21 protein-coding genes and 1 pseudogene are annotated in these 21,536 nt (G+C 71.1%); 10 read left to right on the top strand and 12 right to left on the bottom strand.

What is annotated here, in order from left to right; all coding sequences use genetic code 11:
• The first annotated feature begins 512 nt into the window (after window positions 1–512).
• The gene (locus OG392_RS36710; RefSeq protein ID WP_329286819.1) at window positions 513–1,166 is read left to right on the top strand and encodes a CatB-related O-acetyltransferase; all 654 of its coding nucleotides are present in this window, start codon (window positions 513–515) and stop codon (window positions 1,164–1,166) included.
• A 59-nt stretch (window positions 1,167–1,225) separates the two neighbouring features.
• Window positions 1,226–1,614: pseudogene (locus tag OG392_RS36705) on the top strand (glycosyl transferase); the annotation flags it as partial.
• A 1,631-nt stretch (window positions 1,615–3,245) separates the two neighbouring features.
• Here the strand turns inward: OG392_RS36705 and OG392_RS37640 are convergent.
• Genes OG392_RS37640 through OG392_RS36685 form a run of 4 tightly spaced genes read right to left on the bottom strand, consistent with a single transcriptional unit; the run spans window position 3,246 to window position 4,436 of the window.
• Window positions 3,246–3,512 carry a Fic family protein gene (locus OG392_RS37640; RefSeq protein WP_443055036.1) on the bottom strand — a complete coding sequence of 89 codons (267 nt, stop codon included), beginning with the start codon at window positions 3,510–3,512 and terminating at the stop codon, window positions 3,246–3,248.
• On the bottom strand, window positions 3,497–3,844 hold the full coding sequence (locus tag OG392_RS36695; RefSeq protein WP_329286818.1) for a hypothetical protein: 348 nt from the start codon (window positions 3,842–3,844) through the stop codon (window positions 3,497–3,499). The genes OG392_RS37640 and OG392_RS36695 overlap by 16 nt, the downstream gene beginning before the upstream one ends.
• A complete protein-coding gene (locus tag OG392_RS36690; protein ID WP_329286817.1) occupies window positions 3,841–4,077 on the bottom strand; it encodes a hypothetical protein in 237 nt (78 codons plus the stop codon). The genes OG392_RS36695 and OG392_RS36690 overlap by 4 nt, the downstream gene beginning before the upstream one ends.
• Window positions 4,068–4,436 (bottom strand): DUF6426 family protein, encoded by a 369-nt coding sequence (locus OG392_RS36685; protein WP_329286816.1) that lies wholly within the window; start codon window positions 4,434–4,436, stop codon window positions 4,068–4,070. The genes OG392_RS36690 and OG392_RS36685 overlap by 10 nt, the downstream gene beginning before the upstream one ends.
• A gap of 648 nt (window positions 4,437–5,084) precedes the next feature.
• On the opposite strand from OG392_RS36685, the gene OG392_RS36680 reads away from it, so the two are divergent.
• On the top strand, window positions 5,085–5,963 hold the full coding sequence (locus OG392_RS36680; RefSeq protein ID WP_329286814.1) for an ATP-binding protein: 879 nt from the start codon (window positions 5,085–5,087) through the stop codon (window positions 5,961–5,963).
• A gap of 762 nt (window positions 5,964–6,725) precedes the next feature.
• Here the strand turns inward: OG392_RS36680 and OG392_RS36675 are convergent.
• Window positions 6,726–7,898 carry an epoxide hydrolase family protein gene (locus OG392_RS36675; protein ID WP_329286813.1) on the bottom strand — a complete coding sequence of 391 codons (1,173 nt, stop codon included), beginning with the start codon at window positions 7,896–7,898 and terminating at the stop codon, window positions 6,726–6,728.
• A gap of 103 nt (window positions 7,899–8,001) precedes the next feature.
• Between OG392_RS36675 and OG392_RS36670 the strand changes: the two genes are divergently transcribed.
• Window positions 8,002–8,577: a CGNR zinc finger domain-containing protein gene (locus OG392_RS36670; RefSeq protein WP_329286811.1), complete on the top strand. Its 576-nt coding sequence runs from the start codon at window positions 8,002–8,004 to the stop codon at window positions 8,575–8,577.
• Window positions 8,578–8,707: 130 nt separating this feature from the next.
• Here the strand turns inward: OG392_RS36670 and OG392_RS36665 are convergent, their stop codons facing one another.
• The 5 genes from OG392_RS36665 to OG392_RS36645 all read right to left on the bottom strand — a co-directional run bounded on the left by OG392_RS36665 (window position 8,708) and on the right by OG392_RS36645 (window position 13,582).
• Window positions 8,708–9,289, bottom strand: a complete 582-nt coding sequence (locus OG392_RS36665) for a nitroreductase family protein (RefSeq protein WP_329286810.1) — start codon at window positions 9,287–9,289, stop codon at window positions 8,708–8,710.
• A gap of 211 nt (window positions 9,290–9,500) precedes the next feature.
• On the bottom strand, window positions 9,501–10,100 hold the full coding sequence (locus OG392_RS36660) for a hypothetical protein (RefSeq protein WP_329286809.1): 600 nt from the start codon (window positions 10,098–10,100) through the stop codon (window positions 9,501–9,503).
• A gap of 247 nt (window positions 10,101–10,347) precedes the next feature.
• A complete protein-coding gene (gene tpg / locus OG392_RS36655; protein WP_329286807.1) occupies window positions 10,348–10,905 on the bottom strand; it encodes a telomere-protecting terminal protein Tpg in 558 nt (185 codons plus the stop codon).
• A 15-nt stretch (window positions 10,906–10,920) separates the two neighbouring features.
• The gene (gene tap / locus OG392_RS36650) at window positions 10,921–13,185 is read right to left on the bottom strand and encodes a telomere-associated protein Tap (RefSeq protein ID WP_329286806.1); all 2,265 of its coding nucleotides are present in this window, start codon (window positions 13,183–13,185) and stop codon (window positions 10,921–10,923) included.
• Window positions 13,186–13,201: 16 nt separating this feature from the next.
• Window positions 13,202–13,582 carry a hypothetical protein gene (locus tag OG392_RS36645; RefSeq protein ID WP_329286805.1) on the bottom strand — a complete coding sequence of 127 codons (381 nt, stop codon included), beginning with the start codon at window positions 13,580–13,582 and terminating at the stop codon, window positions 13,202–13,204.
• Window positions 13,583–14,074: 492 nt separating this feature from the next.
• Between OG392_RS36645 and OG392_RS36640 the strand changes: the two genes are divergently transcribed.
• Complete coding sequence (locus tag OG392_RS36640; RefSeq protein ID WP_329286803.1) at window positions 14,075–15,478, top strand: DUF7507 domain-containing protein; 1,404 nt, start codon at window positions 14,075–14,077, stop codon at window positions 15,476–15,478.
• 181 nt (window positions 15,479–15,659) lie between these two features.
• On the opposite strand, the gene OG392_RS36635 is transcribed toward OG392_RS36640, so the two are convergent.
• Window positions 15,660–17,174 (bottom strand): MFS transporter, encoded by a 1,515-nt coding sequence (locus OG392_RS36635; protein ID WP_329286801.1) that lies wholly within the window; start codon window positions 17,172–17,174, stop codon window positions 15,660–15,662.
• A gap of 194 nt (window positions 17,175–17,368) precedes the next feature.
• Between OG392_RS36635 and OG392_RS36630 the strand changes: the two genes are divergently transcribed.
• Entirely contained in the window at window positions 17,369–18,076 is a 708-nt protein-coding gene (locus OG392_RS36630) for a response regulator transcription factor (RefSeq protein ID WP_329286799.1), read from the top strand.
• An 8-nt stretch (window positions 18,077–18,084) separates the two neighbouring features.
• Here OG392_RS36630 and OG392_RS36625 read toward each other — a convergent pair whose 3' ends face one another.
• Window positions 18,085–18,321 carry a CAP domain-containing protein gene (locus OG392_RS36625; protein WP_329286797.1) on the bottom strand — a complete coding sequence of 79 codons (237 nt, stop codon included), beginning with the start codon at window positions 18,319–18,321 and terminating at the stop codon, window positions 18,085–18,087.
• 62 nt (window positions 18,322–18,383) lie between these two features.
• Here OG392_RS36625 and OG392_RS36620 point away from each other — a divergent pair, with 62 nt between their 5' ends.
• The 4 genes from OG392_RS36620 (at window position 18,384) to OG392_RS36605 (ending at window position 21,385) form a co-directional block, all read left to right on the top strand.
• Entirely contained in the window at window positions 18,384–18,935 is a 552-nt protein-coding gene (locus tag OG392_RS36620) for a hypothetical protein (protein ID WP_329286795.1), read from the top strand.
• Between the two features lie 259 nt (window positions 18,936–19,194).
• Window positions 19,195–20,010 (top strand): thioredoxin family protein, encoded by an 816-nt coding sequence (locus OG392_RS36615; protein WP_329286794.1) that lies wholly within the window; start codon window positions 19,195–19,197, stop codon window positions 20,008–20,010.
• Window positions 20,011–20,033: 23 nt separating this feature from the next.
• Complete coding sequence (locus OG392_RS36610) at window positions 20,034–20,606, top strand: TlpA family protein disulfide reductase (RefSeq protein ID WP_329286793.1); 573 nt, start codon at window positions 20,034–20,036, stop codon at window positions 20,604–20,606.
• Entirely contained in the window at window positions 20,603–21,385 is a 783-nt protein-coding gene (locus OG392_RS36605; RefSeq protein WP_329286791.1) for a cytochrome c biogenesis CcdA family protein, read from the top strand. The genes OG392_RS36610 and OG392_RS36605 overlap by 4 nt, the downstream gene beginning before the upstream one ends.
• The last annotated feature ends 151 nt before the right edge of the window (window positions 21,386–21,536 follow it).

The raw sequence follows: 21,536 nt of genomic DNA, 5'->3' as shown, positions 1-21,536 counted from the left end.
GTGAGTGCCCGCCTTACATCCCCCGAGAGGCGGGCGCTCGCCTGCCCCCGGCTCAGGCTGGTGCAGGCCCGCCGCGCGGGGTCCGTCGACCTGCCTGCGGTCATCGCCGCCGCCGGACCGGCCTGACCCCAGCCCCGAGGGCCGCCGAGCACTCGCCGGAGTCAACGTCTGAACGACGCACGGGACACCGTTCGGCTTCGGACTGCCCTACGCCCCGGTCCCCGTCATACGCCGGGGACGATGGAGGCGGTGGGCCGCACGAGCGGCAACCACCGCGGTGTTCACCGCCCTCTGGCCGATGGGGTCCCAACCCGCGCAAGGCTCCGCGGCGAGGGCACCCTCCATCGAGCGTGATGCGGTCACCGCCTCGAACACGACTTCTGCGGGGCGCCGTTGACATCGGCGACCGCCTCGCCCACGCGAGGGTCTCCACAAGAAGTGTTACAACAGGACACCTTCCCCCACACTTCAGGATGACCTCCCAGGTCCACGAGAGAGGAACCGCCTCCACGATGCCGCCCGTTCCCGCAGACCCCACCGTGCTGCACCCTATGCCCGAGCACCCGCGTGTAGTTCTGCTCAAGCCGCTGATGAAGTCGCCGCTGATCGAGGTCGGTGACTTCTCCTACTACGACGATCCGGACGACCCGACCGCGTTCGAGACGCGCAACGTCCTCTACCACTACGGTCCCGAGCGGCTCGTCATCGGCAAGTACTGCGCGCTGGGTACGGGCGTCCGGTTCGTCATGAACGGCGCCAACCACCGCATGGACGGCCCTTCCACCTTCCCCTTCCCGACGATGGGAGGCTCCTGGGCAGATCACTTCGACCTGATCACCGGCCTGCCCGGCCGGGGCGACACGGTCGTCGGCAACGACGTGTGGTTCGGCCACGGCGCCACGGTCATGCCCGGCGTACGGATCGGTCACGGCGCGATCATCGCCGCCGGCGCCCTGGTCGCCGGGGATGTCCCCGACTACGGCATTGTGGGAGGCAACCCCGCCCGGCTCATCCGCTGCCGCTACGACGCCGCGGACGTCGCCCGGCTCCTCGCCGTCGCGTGGTGGGACTGGCCCGTGGAGCACATCACCCGGCACGTACGGACGATCATGTCGGGGACCGTCGCCGACCTCGAGGAGGCCGCCGCACACGTCGATCAGCCCTGACACCGCGTCCTCGCCACGCCGACCCCACCCGGCCACACGCCAGAAACGATGGATCACCCATGCCCCGTCGCCGCGCCCATGTCGCGATGATCGGTGCCCCCATCGTCAGCCATGTCCTGCCCAGCCTCGCGCTCATCCGCCAGCTGGCGGCCCGCGGGCATCGGGTCCTCTTCCTCGACGACGCCGTCCAGACGCTCCCGCGGCTGAGGGCCGTCTACGACGAGGACCCGGCCGATCTGTATCCCTACGACATCGGCGCCCATGCCGCCCGCGCCCTCGCCGAGGCGCAGGACCGCCCCCTCGTGCAGCTGTCCCCGACGTTCGTCGCCTGGGACGGCTACCACACCGCCGTCACCGCGCATCTGAGGAAGCTGCCGGCGCCGACGCGTACTGGGATAGGTTCGGGCGGTGGCTCGCCGAGTGCGGGGCGACCACCACGGACGTGGACACCCACTGCCAAGCCGGAGTTGTCGGGTCCGTGGCCACGGGTACGCCGCCCTCGCCGGGCGCGGCGGGTAGCTGAGGCCTCGCACCCGACGTCAGCGGTCTCGGTGGCCCCGGGGCCTGTCGTCGGCGGCCTGACCCCCGGCGCCGAGGCCGGTCGGTTCGAACGGCTCGGACCGTTCGAAGCGCGGCAGCTCGGTGCGCGCCATAGGGGTGACGAGGGGCGGCTGGAACGGGCGCGCCAGTTGGACGGCGCGGAGCCAGGCCGGGCGTAGATCGATCCCGCCCGACGCTCCACCGCGGTGGCCAGGCGCTCCGCGACCTGGTCCGGGGGGGTAGACCCTGCGTGTGGGGGCGGCATGTGGGCACGCAGTTCCCGCAGGACGGCGTGCCGGTCGGCATGTCGGTGTCGATCCAGTTGAGGTACGCGCTGCCCACCGGGACCCCTTGGTGCGCGACCTCGGCGCGCAGCGCGTGCGCGGCGCCGGTCACCACCACCGTGCGGTCTCGCAGGGGTCGGCGGTGCGTAGGGATCCCCACGAGTGCCTCCGCCCGCCGTGTGTCTGGCGAGAAGTCGCCCGGGGTTCTGCCCGGGCCGCCTCCGGTGCTCGCGTACTCAGGATCTCCCGCGCGGGCGTCGGCCGCCGGTCGGGCGGGCAGGGGCAGACACACGACGTGGCGTTCCCGGTCCACGTCGGCCGCTCCCCCGGCGGGTGGTCACCACACAGGGCGCGGGATCCGGCCTGCGGTACCGGCTCTGGCGCGGCATCTGCCTGCCGCGCCCGGTTGCGACCCGGGCCGGTGGCGGCCAGGCCGGTGCCCCTGACAGTCGGTGGCGAGGGCCCTCATAGTCGGGCGTCCGCCTCTCGCTACGGGTTCTGTGAGCCCTCGCTCCCGCGAGAGGTCCGGATCCCCCGTGTCGGCGCTTTCGTATCGGCAAGGGACGTTTCCGCCTCCAAGACGTGGGCAAACCGTACAAAACACCACTTGGTGAAACTCCTGCGGGCGAGCCCGTCCCAGGAGCCCGCTGGCGTAGAAGATCCGGAAGGACAGCAACCGATGGGCGTCGTGAAAGCCGCGTACATGCAGGTCCGGGGGCTGATGAAGGAGTCCGACGGCAAGGCTCTCCAGAATCCCTCTCTGCGAGCCGAAGGCCGCCGGATGCGTGACGCGGGCCGATCGGCCCGCGGGCGGCGTCTGCCCTGGCCTCCCCGATAGCCCTCCGACTCATAGGGATCTCGACCTCCCTTTCCGCGTGGCGCGGCTCGGGGCGCCGTTCGGCGGACAGGCGGGACTCTGCGAAGCGCGAGGGAAAGGCCGGGAGTGGACGACGGTCAGCCGGTGCCCCCCACCGCCGTCGTCGTCGGAGGGGCGAAAAGCGTGCACGATGCCGGAGCGGACAGAGGAAGCCGGACACCCCGGAAGCCGGGACACGGTCAAGGGACCTACGAGGACGAGCCACTCCAGGCATCTCGATACATGATCGACTAGACGCCCCCCAGGCCGATTCCTGAGCATCACCTCGCAGCCCAGATGCGCATGGCTGCGAGGTGCGCGCTTGGCAGTCGTAGGTGATCGCGGACCCCGCCCCCGGGAACCGCGACGAGGTTCGCAGGGCGGCTCTATCCACCTCCATCACAAGGGGCATGTCTGGACGCGATGCCTGTCCAGCGCTCCGGGGTCCAGGGTTCTTCGAGGACCGCCAGGGAAGGGGGGTGTACCAGGGCGCCGGGGAGGCGGGGGTGGAGGCTGAGGACGCCCCTCGTCGTCAGTCGGGCGAGGACCGGCTCCGGGGGGTAGGGGACGCGGTCGCACAGCCAGTCTGCGGAGACGGCGGGCGAGGAGGCGCGCGGTCCGGCCGTTGCCGTCGGCGAAGGGGTGGACGGTCAGCAGCCGGGCCATGGAGAGGGCGGCCGCGTCCAGGGTGGGGCGGTGGTGCGTGCGGCCCAGCGGTACCAGCCGTCCACGTGGCTCCGGAGTTCCCGCCCGGGTGCCACCGCGATGGCGAAGACCTGGCCGTCGGCCCAGGTGATCCTGGCCGTGGAGCGGCGCAGGCCGCCGGGGGCGGGGATGCTCGGGTCTCCGGCGACGATCAGGGTGTGCAGTCCGCTCAGGGCGTCCGGTGTGAAGCAGGGTCTGCGGCCGGGGCGTTCCGCGATCTCCGCGCGGGTGGAGGCGGCGGCCAGCAGCCCGGCCTCGGCGCGCCGTTCGGCGGCGGCGATCCAGACGGTCACCAGCCCGTCGGGGTGCGGGCCAGGTGGCGGGTGTGCACGACCGTGCGGAACCGGGGCCGGTGGAAGAGGTCCGGGTCGGTCAGGTGCCGCCCGGCGGTGTCGGCGAGTTCGGCCAGTGCGGCGGTCGCCTTCTGTCGTTCCGCCGGGGGGATCGCCTCCGCGTCCAGCGGCGGTACGACGGGGGCGACCCGTCGCACCGCCGGGCCCGAGGGGCGTGGGGTCGTCAGCACCACCGGCTGGTGACCTTCCCGGTGGGCCGCACCACGTCCACGTACTCGGTGGTGGTGTAGCCCAGCCAGTTCGTGGAGGTGACGGAGTACGTGAAGGTCTGGTACTCGACGAACAGGGCCCAGGACTGACCCGGTTCGAGGGTGACGTCGACGGAGTACGACTGCTCGATCTGGGTGTTGAGCTGCGCACCGAGCGAGGACGACAGCACCGTGGCGGCGTTGGCCGAGATGTTGGCGCTGACCTGGTAGGAGACCTGGTACTTGACGGTCCTGTTGCCCCGTACGGGCATGGAGTCGGCGTTGCGGTGGCAGTCGGTCGGCACCTCGGTCTTGGCGCCGAGAACATGTCGATGTCGCCCCACGAGCCGCCGGTGCCGCCGCCGTCCCCTCCGCCGCCCCAGCCTCCGTAGCCGGGGTCGCCACCGGGGAAACCGCCCGGGTCCTCGTCCGGCCAGGGGTTCTCCTCGTGGTCGCAGCTGGTCTGGTTGTCCTCGCAGGCGTAGGCGGTGTACGAGGCGGTCACCGCCGGCACGGCGGTGAGCACGTCGCGCCGAGGGTGGCGGCGACCAGGGTCTGGCGGAGCTTCACGGGTCCTCCGATCTGGAGCGGTTCGGGTGGGCGGCCCACATCCTGTCCGGCCGGAGGAGCCGGCCACCTCCGTAGAAGTACGCAAGGCGATACGCAAACCGAGGGTGGTGACGGCCAGTCGGCCTGATGCGTGGACGGGTCCTGGTGGCGGGCGTTCTTGGTGGTAGCGGGCGTTCTCAGTGGTAGCGGTCGTTCTCGATGGTGGCGGGCAGGACGCGGTCTGGGCTCGGGGGACGGCGGAGCGGATCAGGCACAGGGTCAGCGCCAGTGCTGCTCCGCGGAAGTAAGTGGAGGGGCGGGTGAGCCCAGCCGCTCGCGGACCCGCGAATCGATCGCCACCGCCACCGGTGTCCCCGCTCGTCGCCCACCCTCCACTGCCGACGATCATGGCGGGCTGGTGCCGCGCCCGGCAGGATGGGCCCGTGCCGAAGAACCCCCCGGAATCGATGCAGCACCACCTGCGCCAGCGCCTGAACCGCCACGCCCGCGCATGCTGGCCCCTCGTCGACGCCCTCACGGTCCGTTTTCGCGCAGGATTCGCCTACGTGGCGGCCGAGTTGCCCGGCGGGAAGAGACTGCCGCTGTGCCGACTGCGCTTCACGGGCGTCCTGCACACCTGGGGCTTCGCCCTCCCTCTGGCCGGCAACGACGGCTACCGGGACGACACCCTGCCCAGCGGACTGCCGGCCGGCTCCCCGGAGGAAGCCCTCGACTGCGCAGGCGACCTCTTCCTCAACGCTCTCGCGCGGGCCATCCGGGTGCCGGCGGGACTCGTCGTCCTCGTCGGCCCACCGGCCTCGGGCAAGACCAGCTTCGTTCGGGCACTGATCGCGCGTCGGCAGATCGACGCGGAAGCCGTGGTGTCCAGCGACGAGATCCGCGGAGAGCTTTTCGGCACCTCATCCGCGGAAACGGAATCCGACGCGGCGGACGCGCGGATCTTCGAGGAACGTGACCGCAGGATCGTCGCCAGGCTCGCCACCGGACGCAGCGCGGTCGCCGAGTCGACGAACGTCACCCCGCAGGCACGCGCACGGCTCATCGCCATCGCCAGGAGCTTCGACGCCCCGGTGACCATGCTGCGATTCAATCCGGACGCCGCCGACCTCCTCCAGCAGTACACCGAGCGAGGCCGCACCGACCTCACCGCCGCAGACGTGCATGCCTACGCCGCGGTCATGGCCCGAGACGCCGGTGCCGACCAGCTCCGCTCCGAGGGCGCAACGACCGTTCACGATGTCCCCGGACGTCGCCAAGGGACCACACCCTCCGAAGCCGCCGCGCGCTTCTCCTTCGCCTGACACTTCCGGCGTGTCCAGACCTGCCTTCCGGCACCCCTCCACGAATTTCCCCGGAGCAGCACTGGGACACGTCCGGCGTCGGCGTATCGCAGGCCGCGGACGTCGGTCTCCGACGTCGCGACGGCTCGTGATCCGCTTCGAGGTCCGGGCTCGCCTCGCGCGTCGTGATTCGTCGTCGCAGCAGTAGCCCCGGTCGGCGGATCCAGGACCACACCGGCAATTGCCTGGCATACAAGGCCTACTCCTCCCGGGCGTTACGCGCTCGCTTCTCCGTGAGGTGAGGCAGCCTGTGTGCCGTTCCGTAGTATCCGCTGGTGATATCACGTCTTCTCTCCACGCCCCGCCACCGAGTCGCAGCCGTGCTCGCAGTGACAGCCGCCGTCGTCGCGTTCGGGTCGTGGGCGCTGTGGCCGGTTCACGACGCGTCATGCGTCGTCTACTCCGGGTCGTACCTCCCCATGGATACGTCCGAGGCCGAGGTCGATGCCTCCGTGCAGCGGCGTTACGACCAGGCGCTCGCCGACGGCGCGTGCGGTCCCCCGCGGGCGCGCTTCCACGGCTGGACTCGGTGAGGTCCGTCAAGGACGCCGAGCCCAGACGGAGATCACCTGCCGGGGTGGTCGCCGCAGGTGTCCCGGAACTCCCAGGAGGCGCCTCCGCACTCGGACTTGACCTACCCATACGACCCCACACCCGTGGCCGCCACGTTCCGTCCCATCGCATCGGACGGGGCGGTATCCGAGCGCCCGCACCCAGCCGCGTTCACCGTTCGGCAGCCAGTATGGCGGTGAGTCCTTCTCGTAGGTCCTTGACGAAATGGTCGGGAACCTCCAGCGACGGAAAATGTCCCCCGGCTTCGGGCAATCCCCACCGCACGATGTTTCGGTACCGCTCCTGTGCCCAGGGCCGCGGACACTTCTCCACGTCGCGGGGATACATGGTGAGCGCTGACGGGACGTCGACCCGAAGCTCGGGGTCGAGCGAGTTGTGACTCTCGTAGTAGATGCGCGCCGCCGACGCGCCGGTCCGCGTCAGCCAGTACAGGGTGACGTCGTCGAGAACGCGGTCTCTGGAAATCGTCTCGAACGGGCTGTCCTCGGTGTCTGACCACTCGGCGAACTTGTCGAGGATCCAGGCAAGAAGACCGACCGGTGAGTCGACGAGCGAGTAGCCGATGGTCTGCGGTCGGGTCGCCTGCTGTTTCGCGTACGCCGCGTGGTGGCGCCAGAAGTCGCGGGTCTCCTCGGTCCATTTGCGCTCAGCCGCCGTCAGCCCGTCCGTTGTCAATCCGGGCGGTGCCTCCGCGAAGGTCGTGTGGATGCCGAGGACGTGCGCCGGGAATCTGCCGCCGAGAACCGTGGTGATATTGCCTCCCCAGTCACCGCCGTGGGCTGCGAACTTGCTGTATCCGAGCCTTCCCATCAGTTCCACCCATGCGGCCGCGATCTTTTCGGTTCCCCATCCGGTGACGGCCGGCTTGTCGCTGTAGCCGAAACCTGGCAGCGACGGGACCACGACGTGGAACGCCGGCGCATGCGTGTCCTTCGGATCCGCCAGCTCGTCCACCACGTCGATGAACCGAGCGATGCTGTCCGGCCATCCGTGCGTCAGGATCAGAGGAGTGGCGTCCGCGCGCGCGGATCGGCGGTGCAGGAAATGGATTCCGAGACCATCAATGGTCGTGCGAAACTGGCCGATCCGGTTGAGACGCTCTTCGAACGACCGCCAGTCGTACCCGGTACGCCAGTAGTTCACGACATCGACGAGGTCGGCGAGAGGAACTCCCTGTTCCCATCTGCGCGGGCCGGGCGCGGCGCTATAGACCGTCTCGACCTCCGGTAGCCGCGCCGCGGCCAGTCGCGCGCGCAGATCGTCGAGGTCGGCGTCAGGTGCGTGGGCTTCACATGCCTGCACGTCGCTGGTTGGGCGGGGCATGAGACCTCCTGGCCATCGCGTCACCGGTTGCGCACTTGCGTGAACCGGCTGAGGCGGCTCGCGCGTGCCTTCACGCCAGCGCGTAACCGGCTGAGGTGGTTCCATGTGTGCTGCGTTCCCTGACTTCCGCCTCGGTAACGTGCTGGCGACCAGCTTCACCGGGACCCTGTCGGAGCGTCATGGCGCCGCGGTGGAGCGCATCCCCACGCCGCACCGACTCATCGATTGGCTGGTGGTGAACGGCTTCGCCGTGGACTTCTGCACCACTGCCCGGCTCGACCTCGCTCGGGAGCTGAGGAAGTCGATTCACACCGCCGCGACAGCGGCCGCGCTCCAGGACGCTCTCCCCGCATGTGCTGTCCAAGTCATCAACGACCGCAGCGCTCAAGGCCGGGCCGCGGCGATCCTGACGGCCGAGGGTCAACGGCAATGGCGGCTCAGCTCGCCCTCCTGCGTCGAAGATGCCCTCAGCGTGATCGCCTCCGACGCGATCGGCCTCATCGCAGGCGAACGAGACGGAAAACTGGCCTTGTGCGCATCACCGACCTGCCAAGCCGTCTTCTTCGACACCAGTCGAAGTCGCACCCGCAGATGGCGCGACATGAACACGTGCGGGAATCGTCAGAAGCAAGCACGCTTCACTGCGAACAAGCGCAAGAACCCCAGAACAGCAGGGTGATCGTCACCTCGGTGAGGGCATGGTAGGCGGTGACGCCGCCCAGGGAGTGGCAGGGTGAGCAGACGGTGACCCGGACCGCCGAAGTCGGGGAAGGAGATGCGCTCCTTCTCCGCAGGAGCGTCCAGGCCGCTCAATGATCACGCCCCTGCTGTTCCTCCGCCGGTGACCAAGGGGCGGATCGCAACTGCGCGACGCTGAGCCGGTCACGGCCCTCCGGGGGGCCGCCGGCCGCTTTGCCCACCGCGACCATGGAGACGATCGACCAGCCCGGGTTCGGATCCAGCTCCTTGGCGAGCCCTTCCAGGTCGAAGGCCCGGAATTGGTGTGCGGCCAGCCCCATGGCCTGAGCCTGAACCGTCATATGGGCGATGGCCTGGCCGAGATCGTAGTCCGCGAATTCGGAGTAGAGCAGCCGCGTGTCATCGACGTACCGGCGCGTCAGCGTGACGACGAGCAGACCCGCGTCCGTCGCCCAGCGGGCCGAACTCGGCGCAAGGTGAGGAAGCATCCGGTCGTGGTCCGGCTCACCGGGCCTGCCGGTGAAGAAGCTCCACGGCTGGGAGTTGCCCGCCGACGGTGCCCACCGCGCGGCTTCCAGCAGGAGCCCGAGGGCGTGGTCGTCGACAACCGCTGAGGGATCGAACCGGCCCGGGCTGAAGCGCCCGGCAAGCAGTGGGTGTATGCCGTTGGGCGGCCCCTGATGATCGCGCATGTTCCGCTGCAACCGGCGACCGCGAGTGGGTATTCCGGCCGGAGCGAGCGCAAGCACCGCCTACGTCTCCGCCTTCGCGCGTAGGCGACAGGAAGACCCCGGGGTGCCTCGGGGCCTACCTGGGCTTCGCCGACCTTGACGGTCAACGACCCTTGCGGACCGCGGTCACGCCCGAAATGCGTCGTTCAGGCTGTCGACGCGGCTGCGGCGGTCACTTGCCGGAGAGGATCGAGCGGCCGCTCAGCTCGGGCCAGTCAGACAGGGCGCTCGCGTCGCCTCCTCCAGAAGGCGCGTCTCCGTACCTCGCCAGAAGTGCCTGCGCCATGTAGAGCTCGCTGGTCTCGAAGGACCGGCCCGACGGGTGGGTCCGGCGACTGGTGGAGACGAGTTGCTCGATGAGGGGAACGTCCTCGGGGTCGCCCACCCGTTCCGGGTAGGAGGTGGTCTCCCAGAGCTGCCTCACGTAACGCCACAGGGCGTTCGCCTCGTCGGATTCTTCTTCGCCCTTGTGTACGGCACTCTCAGCGAGGGCCGAGGCGAGACCGCCCCCGCGGCGGGCGGCGGCGGCCAGGGTCGCCCAGGCCGGCAGCGACTGGAAACGCGAGCAGCCGATCCTGCGGTCTCTCATGGCGGCGAAGCGGTCCCCTTCGGCGAGGGCGGCGTCGAGGTGCGTCCGCATCTCCTCACGGTGCGGACCATCGTGCCACTGGAGGGCCCACAGGGCGCCGCTGACGTGGGCGAGCTCGACATGGACGGCGGTCGTCCGGGTCAGGTGCCCGGCGAGGCGGATCGCCTGCCTGCTGCGGTTCATGACGGTTCGTCCCCTTCGGCGGTTCGGAGGCGGACGGATACCCGCCTGGGCATACGGGGGATGGCGCCAGTCCGGCAGAAGCGCCACCCTGCCCGGCGTAGGACCGCTTCGACATGGACCTCGGCGGCGCCGCCGGAACGGCTCCCCTTCCATTCAAGATCATCCATCGTCACGGACACGAGCGTAGGGGCACCCACTGACATCTGCCGACCGCGCCTTCCTCACCGACCTCAACGCCTCGGGCGTGTTACAGGTCGAACTCCAGGTGCTCGATGTCGGTGAACCGCACCTCCTCCAGGGAGCCGGCGCGGCGGCCGCCGTCCTGGAAGTAGACCTCTTTGAGTGCCTCGGCCGCGATCTGCTGGAGGTGGGCGTCGCCGGCGCCTGCTTCCTGGGCGTCGAAGAGGCGGGCGGCGTAGACGGGTGGCAGGGCGACGGTCAGGTGCCGGATGCGGTCCTGGTCACTCGAGCCGATCGGGGCGGTGTAGCCGAGACGGGCGCGGGTGTCGATGACGATGCCGCCGGTGGTAGCTGCCTTCCGGCGGGCTTTGGCCCGGATCTGTGGCTGCCAGCGCGCCTTCACCTCGCGTTCCAGACGTACGGCGAGGGCGGGGCGGGGGGTTTTGATCTGGTCCCTCACGTACCGTTCGACGGTGCGCTGGGAGATCCGCAGCATGTCGGCGACGGCCTTGGTGCCGCCCAGCTTTCTGACCAGGTAGCGCATCCGCGCGCCCGCGCTCTTGGGTGCTGGGCGGGTGAACGCCTTGTGCACCGCGGCGTCCAGGCCGTCCCCGAACATGGTCATCGGCTGTTCTCTCCCCTATTCGCCGTTGTCGGCGTCGGTGACGGTGCCGTCCTTGATGTACCGGGCGAGGTTGAGCTCGGGTGCGTCGAAACGGTCCCTGACCTCCTCGCCCCACAGGACGCTCTGGGTGCCCTCATGCTTGACCAGGCCAGGGTTGATTCCGAGCTTGAATCCGCCGGGGAGCGGCTTGCCTTCCCGGTAGGGCAGGAAGTCCAGCGGTGACGGACCCTCCGCCGCGTAGACGACGCAGTCCGAGAGAATCGCGACGGGGTACTGACCGGTGAACGCCGCGTGCTTGACGATCTTGCGGTGCAGGTTGACCCGGGTACGGGAGATGACCGCCGCACGGATGTCCGGCCGCCACGTCGGGCGGGCCAGAGCGCGCCACGGTTCGCCGGGCCGCCAGCCCTCCCCGCGCGGACGCTCGCGCAGCTTGCCCAGGCCGCCCTTGACCGTCGCCTTGATCGCGGAGACGACGAGTCCCAGCTGCGGGTCACGGTCCTTGTGGCCGTCCATCGCCGTGAGGAAGTCCTCGGGCGGCAGGTCGGCGCCGACGCCCAGGTCGGCCATGGTGGCGAGGTAGGCGTCGCGCAGCCGCTGGTACCAGCCGTCCAGGTAGCGGCCGTTGTCATGGCGGACGTACGCCTCGATCGGGCGGACTTCGTAGCCGAGTTCCACCGCGTAGGCGACCGTCGGTGTCGCGTACCAGGCCGGGCCGGTGGGGGTCTCGCCTTTCGGGGTGAACGGGGAGGGCAGCAGGGAGCCGTCGAGCCGGACCCGTTCCTTGCCTGTCTTCACCTTCGACAGGTCGACGTGGGAGAGGTCCACCAGCCAGGAGCCGGGCAGCTTCGGGTCGAAGACCGGGGCGGTGACGTGGGTGGGTGCGCCGAGGCCGACGGTCAGGCCGTTGGCGCCGGCGGCGAAGGCCATGTTGACGTCGATGCCGACCAGGTGACGCAGGGTGCATTCGGCGTCCGTCATCGGCCGTGCCCAGTCGTACGCCTCCTCGAACAGCTTCTCCCCCGGGCCACGGATATGGAAGCGCGGCAGGTCCGCCAGGAGTGGGTGCCCGTCCGGGGCCTCGCACGGGGCACAGTCCACCGGGTCCTTGCCCAGGGAGCCGGGATTGTGTTCGGAGTGCCGCTTGCCGGCCGCGTCGGGCGCGGAGGCGCGGGTCGGCGGGTGCAGGGCGGTCATCAGCTCCAGACCGGTCACGGCCGTGGAGCCGCGCGGCGTCATCACGCGGGAGGCGTAGACGCCCAGGACGCGGGCGAGGTCCACGGGCGGGAGGTTCCCGGTCTCGCTCCAGTTGCGGGTGTCCAGCGCGTTCCACGACGGGATGCACAACTGGACGCAGGCACGCTCCGAACCTGTGGCGGGGCGGTAGATCCGCGCCCACGGCCCCAGGCCGCGCTTGGTCAGCTTCCACTCCGCGCGCAGCAGCTGCCTGACGACCTTGTGGTTCTCCGGGATCCGCCCGGCGAGCCGCTCCGCATCGGTGAGCGCGGTCGGCAGGCCGTAACGCTCCAACGCGGCCTCGGTGAGCACGAGCAGCGGATCGGCGTCCTTGCCCGGCCCGGCAAGCTTCGGCTGACCGAGCCTCGCCTCCTCGAGCGTCCAGTCCACCAGGGCCGGGAGGCTCTTGGCGGGTACGTCGAGGACCAGGCCGCCCGTGCAGTACGCCACGACCTGCCCGTCGGCGTCGACGTCCACGACCGCCAAGGGGCCGTGCGCGAACCGCGGATCGGAGCCGCCTGCCGGCGTACCGGCGGGGGCCGGGTTCGTCTCGCCCGGACGGCGTGGCGTCGACGACGGTCTGCGTGCCGGAGGCGACTTGGCCGCCGCGGCCGCCGGCTGAGTCTCGGTGTTCTCGTGGCTCCGGGTGCTCTCGGGTGCCGTGGCGGCCCTGGCAGCAGCCTGGCTGGTGAACGGAGCCTCTGTGACCGGCTCGGGGGACGGCATCGGGGCCGGAGCGAACGCCGGGCCCGATGCCGGTGCCGCGGGCCGGGCGGGCATCGGGGTGGGGTAGCGCTGAGCGAGGCCGTCGAGGAGGCGGCGGTACGCCTGGAGACGCTCCGCTCTCGGCTCCGCGCGACCCTCCTCCCACGCCTCGATGCTCGGCACTCGGACGCCGAGCGCCTGCGCGACAGCGGCCCGGGTCAGGCCTGCGGCCTCCCGCAGGCGGACCCGTTCGGCCGGAGCGGGCAGGACCTGGCCCTCGTCGACAGCGGCCAGGAGCGCCTCGACAGCATCGAGCGGATCGGAAGAGGGGTGGTTCACGGACGATCTCCTGCACTCACCTGATGCCCTGGCGGATCTCTTCCAGCCGGGTCACCAGTCGCTGATAACGCTGCGACGCCGCCTGAGACGACTTCATTCCCTGATGACCGGCGATCTGACGCCATTCCATACCCCGTCGCCGGGCCTCGATGACGACCTGCGCCTCCAGTCGGTCCAGCGCGGTCCGCATATCCTCGAACAAGCCCAGAGCGGCGGCCACCTCGTCGTCCGCCACGGTCTGCCCTTCCACCCCGCCGCTCCGTTCGGTGGCGGCCAGCAGCGCCCCCAGCAGCACGGCATGCCCCTGGAGCACATGGGCGGGCGCGTCCTCACGGGGCGGGAGTTCGGGCAGGCCGGCGAAGCGGCTTCGCGGTGCGGTCCAGGGCTCCTCCGGCATGATCTCCACCCTAGCGCAGCAAGCAAGAGAACAACGAAACGTTGATTCGTTGAATGTCGGAGTCGCCAGGGGACGGAGGGTGCGGCTTCTCGGCGGGGCGGCTGGCGGGCCGGCTCGCGCTCGACACCGGGCCAGTTGAAGACCCAGCCTCGCCCACGCAGAGCCGTCAACCTGACGGGCCATGATTCACCCTTCCGGGCGGCGTGTGAACGCCAGGGAGTCATGCCATCCGGTCAGTGTCGGAGGTTCGCACGAGGGCGGTGGGCCTGAGGTGTCCGACGAGGGCACCGGCGAGGCCGGAGAAGGGGCAGCGAGGCCGTCAGGTGCGCGGCGGGCCGGGTAAACCCTCCGTTCGGTGCTGGCCGGGACACCTCCGCCACGGCTGTACCCGGGGCGGAGGGGGCGCTGAGCTACGGGGTGTTCCGACCCCCTCGCCCCGTGTCCGGGGGCTGGGGGTCTCTCGCGCACCGTCGAACGATCGGAGATGGCACCATGAGCACACCTCCTTCCTTCCCGCTGCGGGTCGCTCTCGTGAACGGGAGTTTCGAGCAGCCGGCCGTGACCGACATGGCGTTTCTGCCGGACGCGTCGCAGACGCAGGCCCCGCGGCATGTTCCGGGCTGGCTGACCACGGCCACCGACCACATGGTCGAGCTGTGGCATTCGGGATTCAACGGCGTGCCGTCCGCGGAGGGCGAGCAGTTCGCCGAGCTGAACGCCAATCAGGTGTCCACGCTCTACCAGGACCTGCCGACCACGCCGGGCACGAAGCTGTACTGGCGGCTCTACCACCGGGGCCGGCAGGGGCAGGACACGATGGCGCTGGACATCGGGGCGCCGGGGAACGTGGTCGAGCAGCGCTCCTTCACGGACGGGAACACGGCGTGGGGGTACTACACGGGCACGTACACGGTGCCGGCCAGGCAGGGCATCACGCGTTTCGCGTTCCGGTCGGTGTCGGCGGCCGGGGGCAACCAGGGGATCGGCAACTTCCTGGACGGCGTGTTCTTCGGTACGGCTCCGCTCGTGGTGCTCACCAAGACCGCGGTGCCGCAGGGCCCGTTGGACGTCGGCGATGTCGTGACGTACCGGATCACGGCCAGGAACGAGGGGGGTGGGGCCGCCGAGCGACTGACGCTGACGGACGTGCTGCCGCCGGGGACGACGTACGTGCCCGGTTCCCTCAGGGTCGTCGACGGGCCGAACGCCGGCGTGAAGACCGATCGGGCGGGTGACGACCAGGCCGCCTACGACGCCGAGAGCGACACGGTCGTCTTCCGGCTCGGGACCGGAGCCTCCGCGTCCCAGGGCGGCAGTCTGGCGAACACGGCCGCACTGCCGGAGGGGACGACCGTCGAGTACCGGGTGGTCCTCGGCCTGGAGACGGCGGGTACGCGGGTGGTCAACACCGCCGTCGCCGCGTACGAGAACCGGCTCGGCGCCACCCCCGAGCCGCTGACGTCCACGTCCGACGAGGCCGTGACCGAGGTCAGGCCGGCGGCCGACCTGAACGTGGTCAAGGCGGCCGACGCGACCACCGCGACCGTCGGGCAGACCGTCACCTACCGGCTGACCGTCCACAACGCCGGTCCCAGCCCGGCGACCGGTGTGACCGTCGCCGACCGGCTCCCGAACGGGCTCGTCTTCCTGTCCGCCGACGCGAGCGCCGGTGCCTACGTTCCGGAGACCGGGCAGTGGTCCGTCGGCGAACTTGGCGTCGGCGCCCGAGCCACCCTTGTCCTGCGGGCGAAGGCCGCCAGGGCCGCCCGTCTGACGAACACGGCCACCGTCACGGCCGTCGAGAAGGACCCCGACCCGTCCGACAACACCGATTCCGTCGTCGTCTGCGTCGAGCCCGCGCCTGCCTGCTGCGCCCCCTGCGTGCCCCGGTCCTGAGGAGACGGGGGGGGGGGAGGAGACCGGCGTACGGCGCGGGAGGCGGCGGCCGTACCGGCCTTGTGGCACGGCCGCCGCCGCTGATCCGCGTCCCCGTCGCCACTGACACAGGTACCTCCCCGCCGCGGCGGGGAGGTACCTGTGCGGGCGTGCGAGGCCGCGGCGTCCGCGCGCGGTTCCGTCAGGCTCGGGGCGGAACGGCGTCGGACGTGCCGGACGCCTCGGCGGGGGCCGTCGAGAGGGGCTCGGCGATGTCCTCCAGGGAGCGGCGTTCCGCCTTGACCGCGAGGAAGGCGGCCACGATTCCGGCCGCGCACATGAGGCCGGCGCCGATCTGGAAGGCGAGGACGGTCTCCGACGGGATGCCGGACTCGGTGAGCTCGGCGAAGATCAGTGGGCCGCTGATACCGCCTGCCGCGGTGCCGATCGCGTAGAAGAAGGCGATGGCCATCGCGCGGGTCTCCATCGGGAAGACCTCGGAGACCGTGAGGTAGGCGCTGGACGCACCGGCGGACGCGAAGAACAGCACGGCGCACCAGCAGGCCGTGAGCGTGGTGGCGCTGAGGACGCCGCTGCCGAACAGCCATGCCGTGCCGAAGAGCAGGAGGCCGGACAGGAGGTAGGTGGAAGAGATCATGACACGGCGTCCGACCGTGTCGAAGAACCTGCCGAGGAACAGCGGGCCGAGGAAGTTGCCCGCGGCGACGACGGCGAAGTAGTAGCCCGTCCGGCCCGTGGGAACGTCGAAGAAGGTGGAAAGGATCGTGCCGAAACCGAAGGTGATGGCGTTGTAGAGGAACGCCTGGCCGATGAAGAGGGAGAGGCCGAGGACGGCGCGGCGCGGGTAGCGGCGGAAGACGGTCTTCGCGATGAGTCCGAAGCCGATGCCGCGTCGCTGGTGGATGGTGATCTCGCCGGCGGGCGCCGGCAACGGGCGGCCGTGTTCCTCCTCGACCTCGCGCTCGACGGTGGAGACCAGTCCCTCGGCCTCCTCTCCGCGTCCATGGATGAACTGCCATCGTGGGCTCTCGGGGACGTGCCGTCGGACCAGGAGGATCACCAGGCCGAGGACGACGCCGAGGGCGAAGCTGAGCCGCCAGCCCATGTCGAGGGCGAAGATGTCGGTGTCCAGCATGACGATGGAGAGCAGGGCCCCGCCGATGGCTCCGAGCCAGTAGCTGCCGTTGATGATGAGGTCGACGCGCCCCCGGTAGAGGGAGGGGATCAGTTCGTCGATCGCCGAGTTGATGGCCGCGTACTCGCCGCCGATCCCGAAGCCCGTCAGGAAGCGGAAGAGGAAGAACCACCAGGATTCCATCGACAGGGCCGTGAGGGCGGTGGCCCCCAGGTAGACGGCCAGCGTCACCATGAAGAGCTTCTTGCGGCCGTAACGGTCGGTCAGCCAGCCGAAGAAGAGTGCTCCGGAGCAGGCACCGGCGACGTACAGCGCGGCGGCCGTTCCGGTCACCTGGGCGGCGGTGATGTCCAGACCGCTGCCGCTCTCGGCGAGACGGCCGGCGATGTTTCCGACGATGGTGACTTCGAGGCCGTCCAGGATCCAGACGGTCCCGAGGCCGATCACGATCATCCAGTGCCAACGCGACCAGGGCAGGCGGTCCAGTCGGGCCGGTACGGCCGTGGTCACGGTTCCTGTGGCTGCGGGAACGGATGTGCCCCGCCTCGTGTCTTCGGTCATGACTCCCTCTCTCTGGGCGCCTTCCTGCGGGTGCCCCGCTCCGGAGGAGTCATGTCCGCGCGGTCAGGACGCCTTCTCCGGTACGGGGCGCGCGGGGCGGCGCTGCCAGGGCGATCACCCGTGCTCCGGAAGGCCCCGGCCCGGCCCTGGTGAGGCTGTCCGGCTGACGGACGGCCGGTTGTAGGGTGTCCGCCATGCCCCGCGTACTCGTGGTCGAGGACGACCCCAGCATCCGTGCCTCGCTGATGGAGATCCTCGCGGAGCACGGCCATTCCGTGCGCAGTACGGGCGACGGGTTCGGCGCGCTGCGCGAGGTGGCGCAGGGCTCGCAGGACGCGGTGGTGCTGGACCTCGGCCTGCCCGATCTCGACGGTGGCGACGCGCTGCGCATGATCCGCGGGATATCCGACGTGCCCGTGGTGGTCGCGACCGCCCGCGACGACGAGAGCGAGATCGTCAAGCTCCTGAACGCGGGCGCGGACGACTACCTCGTCAAACCGTTCTCCGGGGCGCAGCTCCTGGCCCGGCTGTCGGCGGTGCTGCGGCGCACCGCGGTGCCCGCCGCAGTCGCCGGGCAGGCCCCGCCCGCCGATCCGTCGAGTCTGGTGACGGTCGGTGAGCTGACCGTGGATCCGCCGGCGCGTTCGGCCTATCTGGCAGGGCGCGAACTGGTTCTCACGCGCCGGGAGTTCGACCTGCTGGCCTTTCTCGCCCGGCATGCCGGCACGGTGGTGTCCCGGCACCGGCTCCTCGCGGAGGTCTGGCAGGAGGCCTACATCGAGGACCAGACCATCGACGTGCACGTGTCCGCGCTACGCCGCAAGCTCGGTGAGCGGGCCTCGGCACCGCGCTATCTGCGCACCGTGCGCGGGGTGGGCATCAAGCTGGTGGCGCCGCACTGAGCAGAGGCTCAGGAGGGGTTCCGAAGTCCTGGGTCCACCAGGGGGCCTCCGTCGGTACTGACGCCGACGCCGATCCCGGTGAAACCGCAGTCGAGGATGTCGGCCCGGTGGCCGGGGCTGTGCATCCAGGCATCCGTGACGGCGGCCGCGTCGGCCTGTCCCTCGGCGATGTTCGGGACCCGCTCGGGGGCGGTCGCCCCGTCGGGCCGCCGCAGTCGCGTCGGCGCGTCCGGAACACGTGCCACTCTCCGTGGGTGAGGGCGAGGGCGGGAACGGTGGCGCGGCAGGCGTCGGCCACACTGATGCGGTGCCACGCCTCCTGCGCTATCTCCTCATATGGCTGTCGTGCACCGCGGCCAGCGTCACCGCGGTGATGCTCACGGTGTACTTCGTGATCGGCCTGACCCGACCGACCCCGCCCGCCGCGCGGTCGGTGCAGGCGGTGTACCCCTCCCCGTCCGTCCTCGTCGGGGTGCCGGCCTCGTCCGTCGCGACCACCCCGAAGGCGCCCACCACCCCGCCCGCGTCCCCGTCGTCACCGCCGCCGACCACCCGGACTCCCTCGCCCACGGCCACGCGGACGCCCGTCACGTCCACGCCCCGGCCGTCGGCCTCCAAGTGCGGCGGCGGCCCCGGGCTGCACACGGTCCCCTCCGAGGGGGGCAAGGTCACCGTCCAGTACGGCAGCGACAGCGTGTGCTTCGTCTCGGCCGTTCCCGATCCGGGTTTCCGCACGAGCACCGGTCAGAGCGATCCCGGCACCCTGGTGGTCGTCTTCACCAGCGACGACCATCGTTCGCAGATCACGGCGACCGTCGTGCCGAGGGCTCAGGCCAGCGTGCGCGAGACCCGGTTGTGAGTCCTCGGACAGGTGCTGCGGACGGCCGGAGAAGCCCTGGTCAAGGGCTTGCGGTCACGAACCTGAGCAATTCCTTAAGCGTGCCTGATGGGTGGCATCAGGACGGTCCAGGACGCGTTTTCGGCATCTAGGCTCACGGTCGGTCAGGACGATCGCTCCGGCCCAGGCGGACAGGACGCCGGGCCGCGTCCTGCGCCCGCTCCGGCATCGGCCGCCGCCAGGCCCCGGAGGACTCACCGACACAAGGGGTTGATCCGTCATGGCCGCACACCGACGCACACCACGCACCGCCGGCATCCAGGGCTTCGTCCGCTTCTCGGCCGTCTCCCTCACGGTCGCCTCCGCCGCCGTCGCCACGGCCTGCGGCGTGGGCGGCTCGAAGAACGACGCGGCGCAGAGCGTGTCCGTGGCGGCGGCTCCGGACGCGCCCTCCGACCAGGGAACCGGCACCCCGGCTCCCATGGAGGCGGCGACGGCACCCGCCTCCCCCACCGCCACGGCGACGTCGGTCACGCCGACGACCCGGCCGAGCGCTTCCGCCTCCCCGCCCGTTGCCGAGCGCCCCGCGGCCGCGACCAAGGCCGCCCCTCGCCCCGCCAGGACGACGGCCGCTCCCGCCCCGACCGCTCCCGCCCCGACCAAGCCCGCCGTGAAGAAGCGCGCTCCCGTCTCCGGCTCCTCGGGCTTCACCAGCGGCTACCCGTCCGGTGCGGACGCCCGTGGGGCCGTCACGGCCGCGGTCGCCGCCGCCAGGGCCGACGGCAAGAAGGTCCTGATCGACTTCGGCGCCAACTGGTGCGGCAACTGCAAGGCCGCCGACCGGGTGTTCGCCACGAGCGACGTGGGTGCGCTCCTGGACGCCTCGTACCACGTGGTCAAGGTCGACATCGGCGGCCAGGACTCCTCGGCCTTCGACCTCCTGCGCGACTACTGCTCCGGCGAGGGCGCGTACAAGATGCCCGTCCTGGTCGTCCTCGACGGCAACGGCAAGGTGGTGACCGAGACGCACTCGACCGGCAACCCCGAGCTGACCGAGACGGGCCTCGGCGCGTTCCTGCGGAAGTGGGCCCGATGAGGTCTCGCGGCCACAGACGCGGCGTGTCGGCGACGGTCGCCCTGTTCCTCCTCGCCCTCGCGGCCACCGGCTGTGGCGGGGGCGCCGTGGCGGGGGCGGAAGGCGGCGCGCCGGGAGCGCGCACCGTCGAGACCGCGACGGTGCTGCCGGTCGCCGAACGCCCTTCCGCACCCGACAGCTCCGGCCGGGACCTCACGGGCCGGGACCTGGCGCTGCGCTCGTACCGCGGCAAGGTCGTGGTCCTGAACGTGTGGGGCTCCTGGTGCGCACCCTGCCGCGCCGAGGCCGCCGACCTGGAGGCGCTGCGCGGTGCGGCGGCGCCGCGCGGCGTGGAACTCCTGGGCGTCAACGTCCGCGACCGTTCCACCGGGCCGGCCCGGGAGTTCGAGAGGACCTACGGTCTGCGGTACCCGAGCATCCACGATCCCGACGGGAAGCTGCTGCTGGCCTTCCCGCCCGCGGTGCTCAACCCGCGGGCCGTCCCGTCCACGCTGGTCATCGACCGGAAGGGCCGGATCGCCGTCGCCGTCTCCGGTCCGGTCACCCGCGCACTCCTGGAGCCCCTCGTGGACCGCGTCGCCGGGGAGGACGCGTGACCGGCCCCACGTGGGCGGCGCTCGCCTCCGGGCCGGCCGCCGGCGCGGTGTCGGGCACGCTGCTCCTCGCCGTGCCGGTGGCCGTGGCCGCGGGTCTGGTGTCCTTCCTCTCCCCGTGCGTCCTGCCGCTCGTGCCGGGCTACCTGAGCTACGTGACCAGCCTGTCGGTGTCCGACCTCGCCGAGGCGGACGGCGGGCGGCGCGGGCGGATGGTCGCCGGAGCGGCGCTGTTCGTCCTGGGTTTCAGCGGCGTTCTCGTGTCCGGCGGTGCCCTGTTCGGCTTCGTCGGGCGCAACCTGCTCGCCTACCAGGACGGCATCACACTGGTCCTGGGCCTGTTCACGATCGTCATGGGCCTCGCGTTCGCGGGCTGGCTGCCCGGTTTCACCCAGCGCGAGCTGCGCAGCAGCCGCCGGCCCTCCTTCGGCCTGGCCGGCGCGCCCCTGCTGGGCGTCGTCTTCGGCGTGGGCTGGACCCCCTGCATCGGGCCGACCCTGGCCGCGGTGCAGGCCCTGGCCTGGAACGAGGCCAGCGCGGGGCGCGGCGCCCTCCTCATGGTCTGCTACTGCGCGGGTCTCGGCGCGCCCTTCCTCCTCACCGCACTCGCCTTCCAGCGGGCTCTGCGCGCCTTCCGCTGGGTCAGGGACCACCACGGGACCGTCATGCGGACCGGCGGCGCACTTCTGGTCCTCGTCGGCGTCCTGCTGGTCACGGGCCTGTGGACCGACCTGGTGTACGCGTTGCAGGTACGGCTGCAGGGAACGACCGCGGCCCTGTGAGCGCCGGTACCGGGTACCGGCGCCACGCGCCCGGAAGGGCTCGACTCCCCCAGCGGACCGGACGGCTCCACCCCCGTACCCAAGGGGGCCGGTCACGCACCCGGCGTGCGACCCACCTCCCCGAAACACGAGAAAGACCTGGAAAGACGAC

Source organism: Streptomyces sp. NBC_00691, assembly GCF_036226665.1.
Taxonomy (GTDB): domain Bacteria; phylum Actinomycetota; class Actinomycetes; order Streptomycetales; family Streptomycetaceae; genus Streptomyces.
Note: the sequence above shows the minus strand (reverse complement) of the source record. Positions and strands in the feature narration are given on the sequence as shown.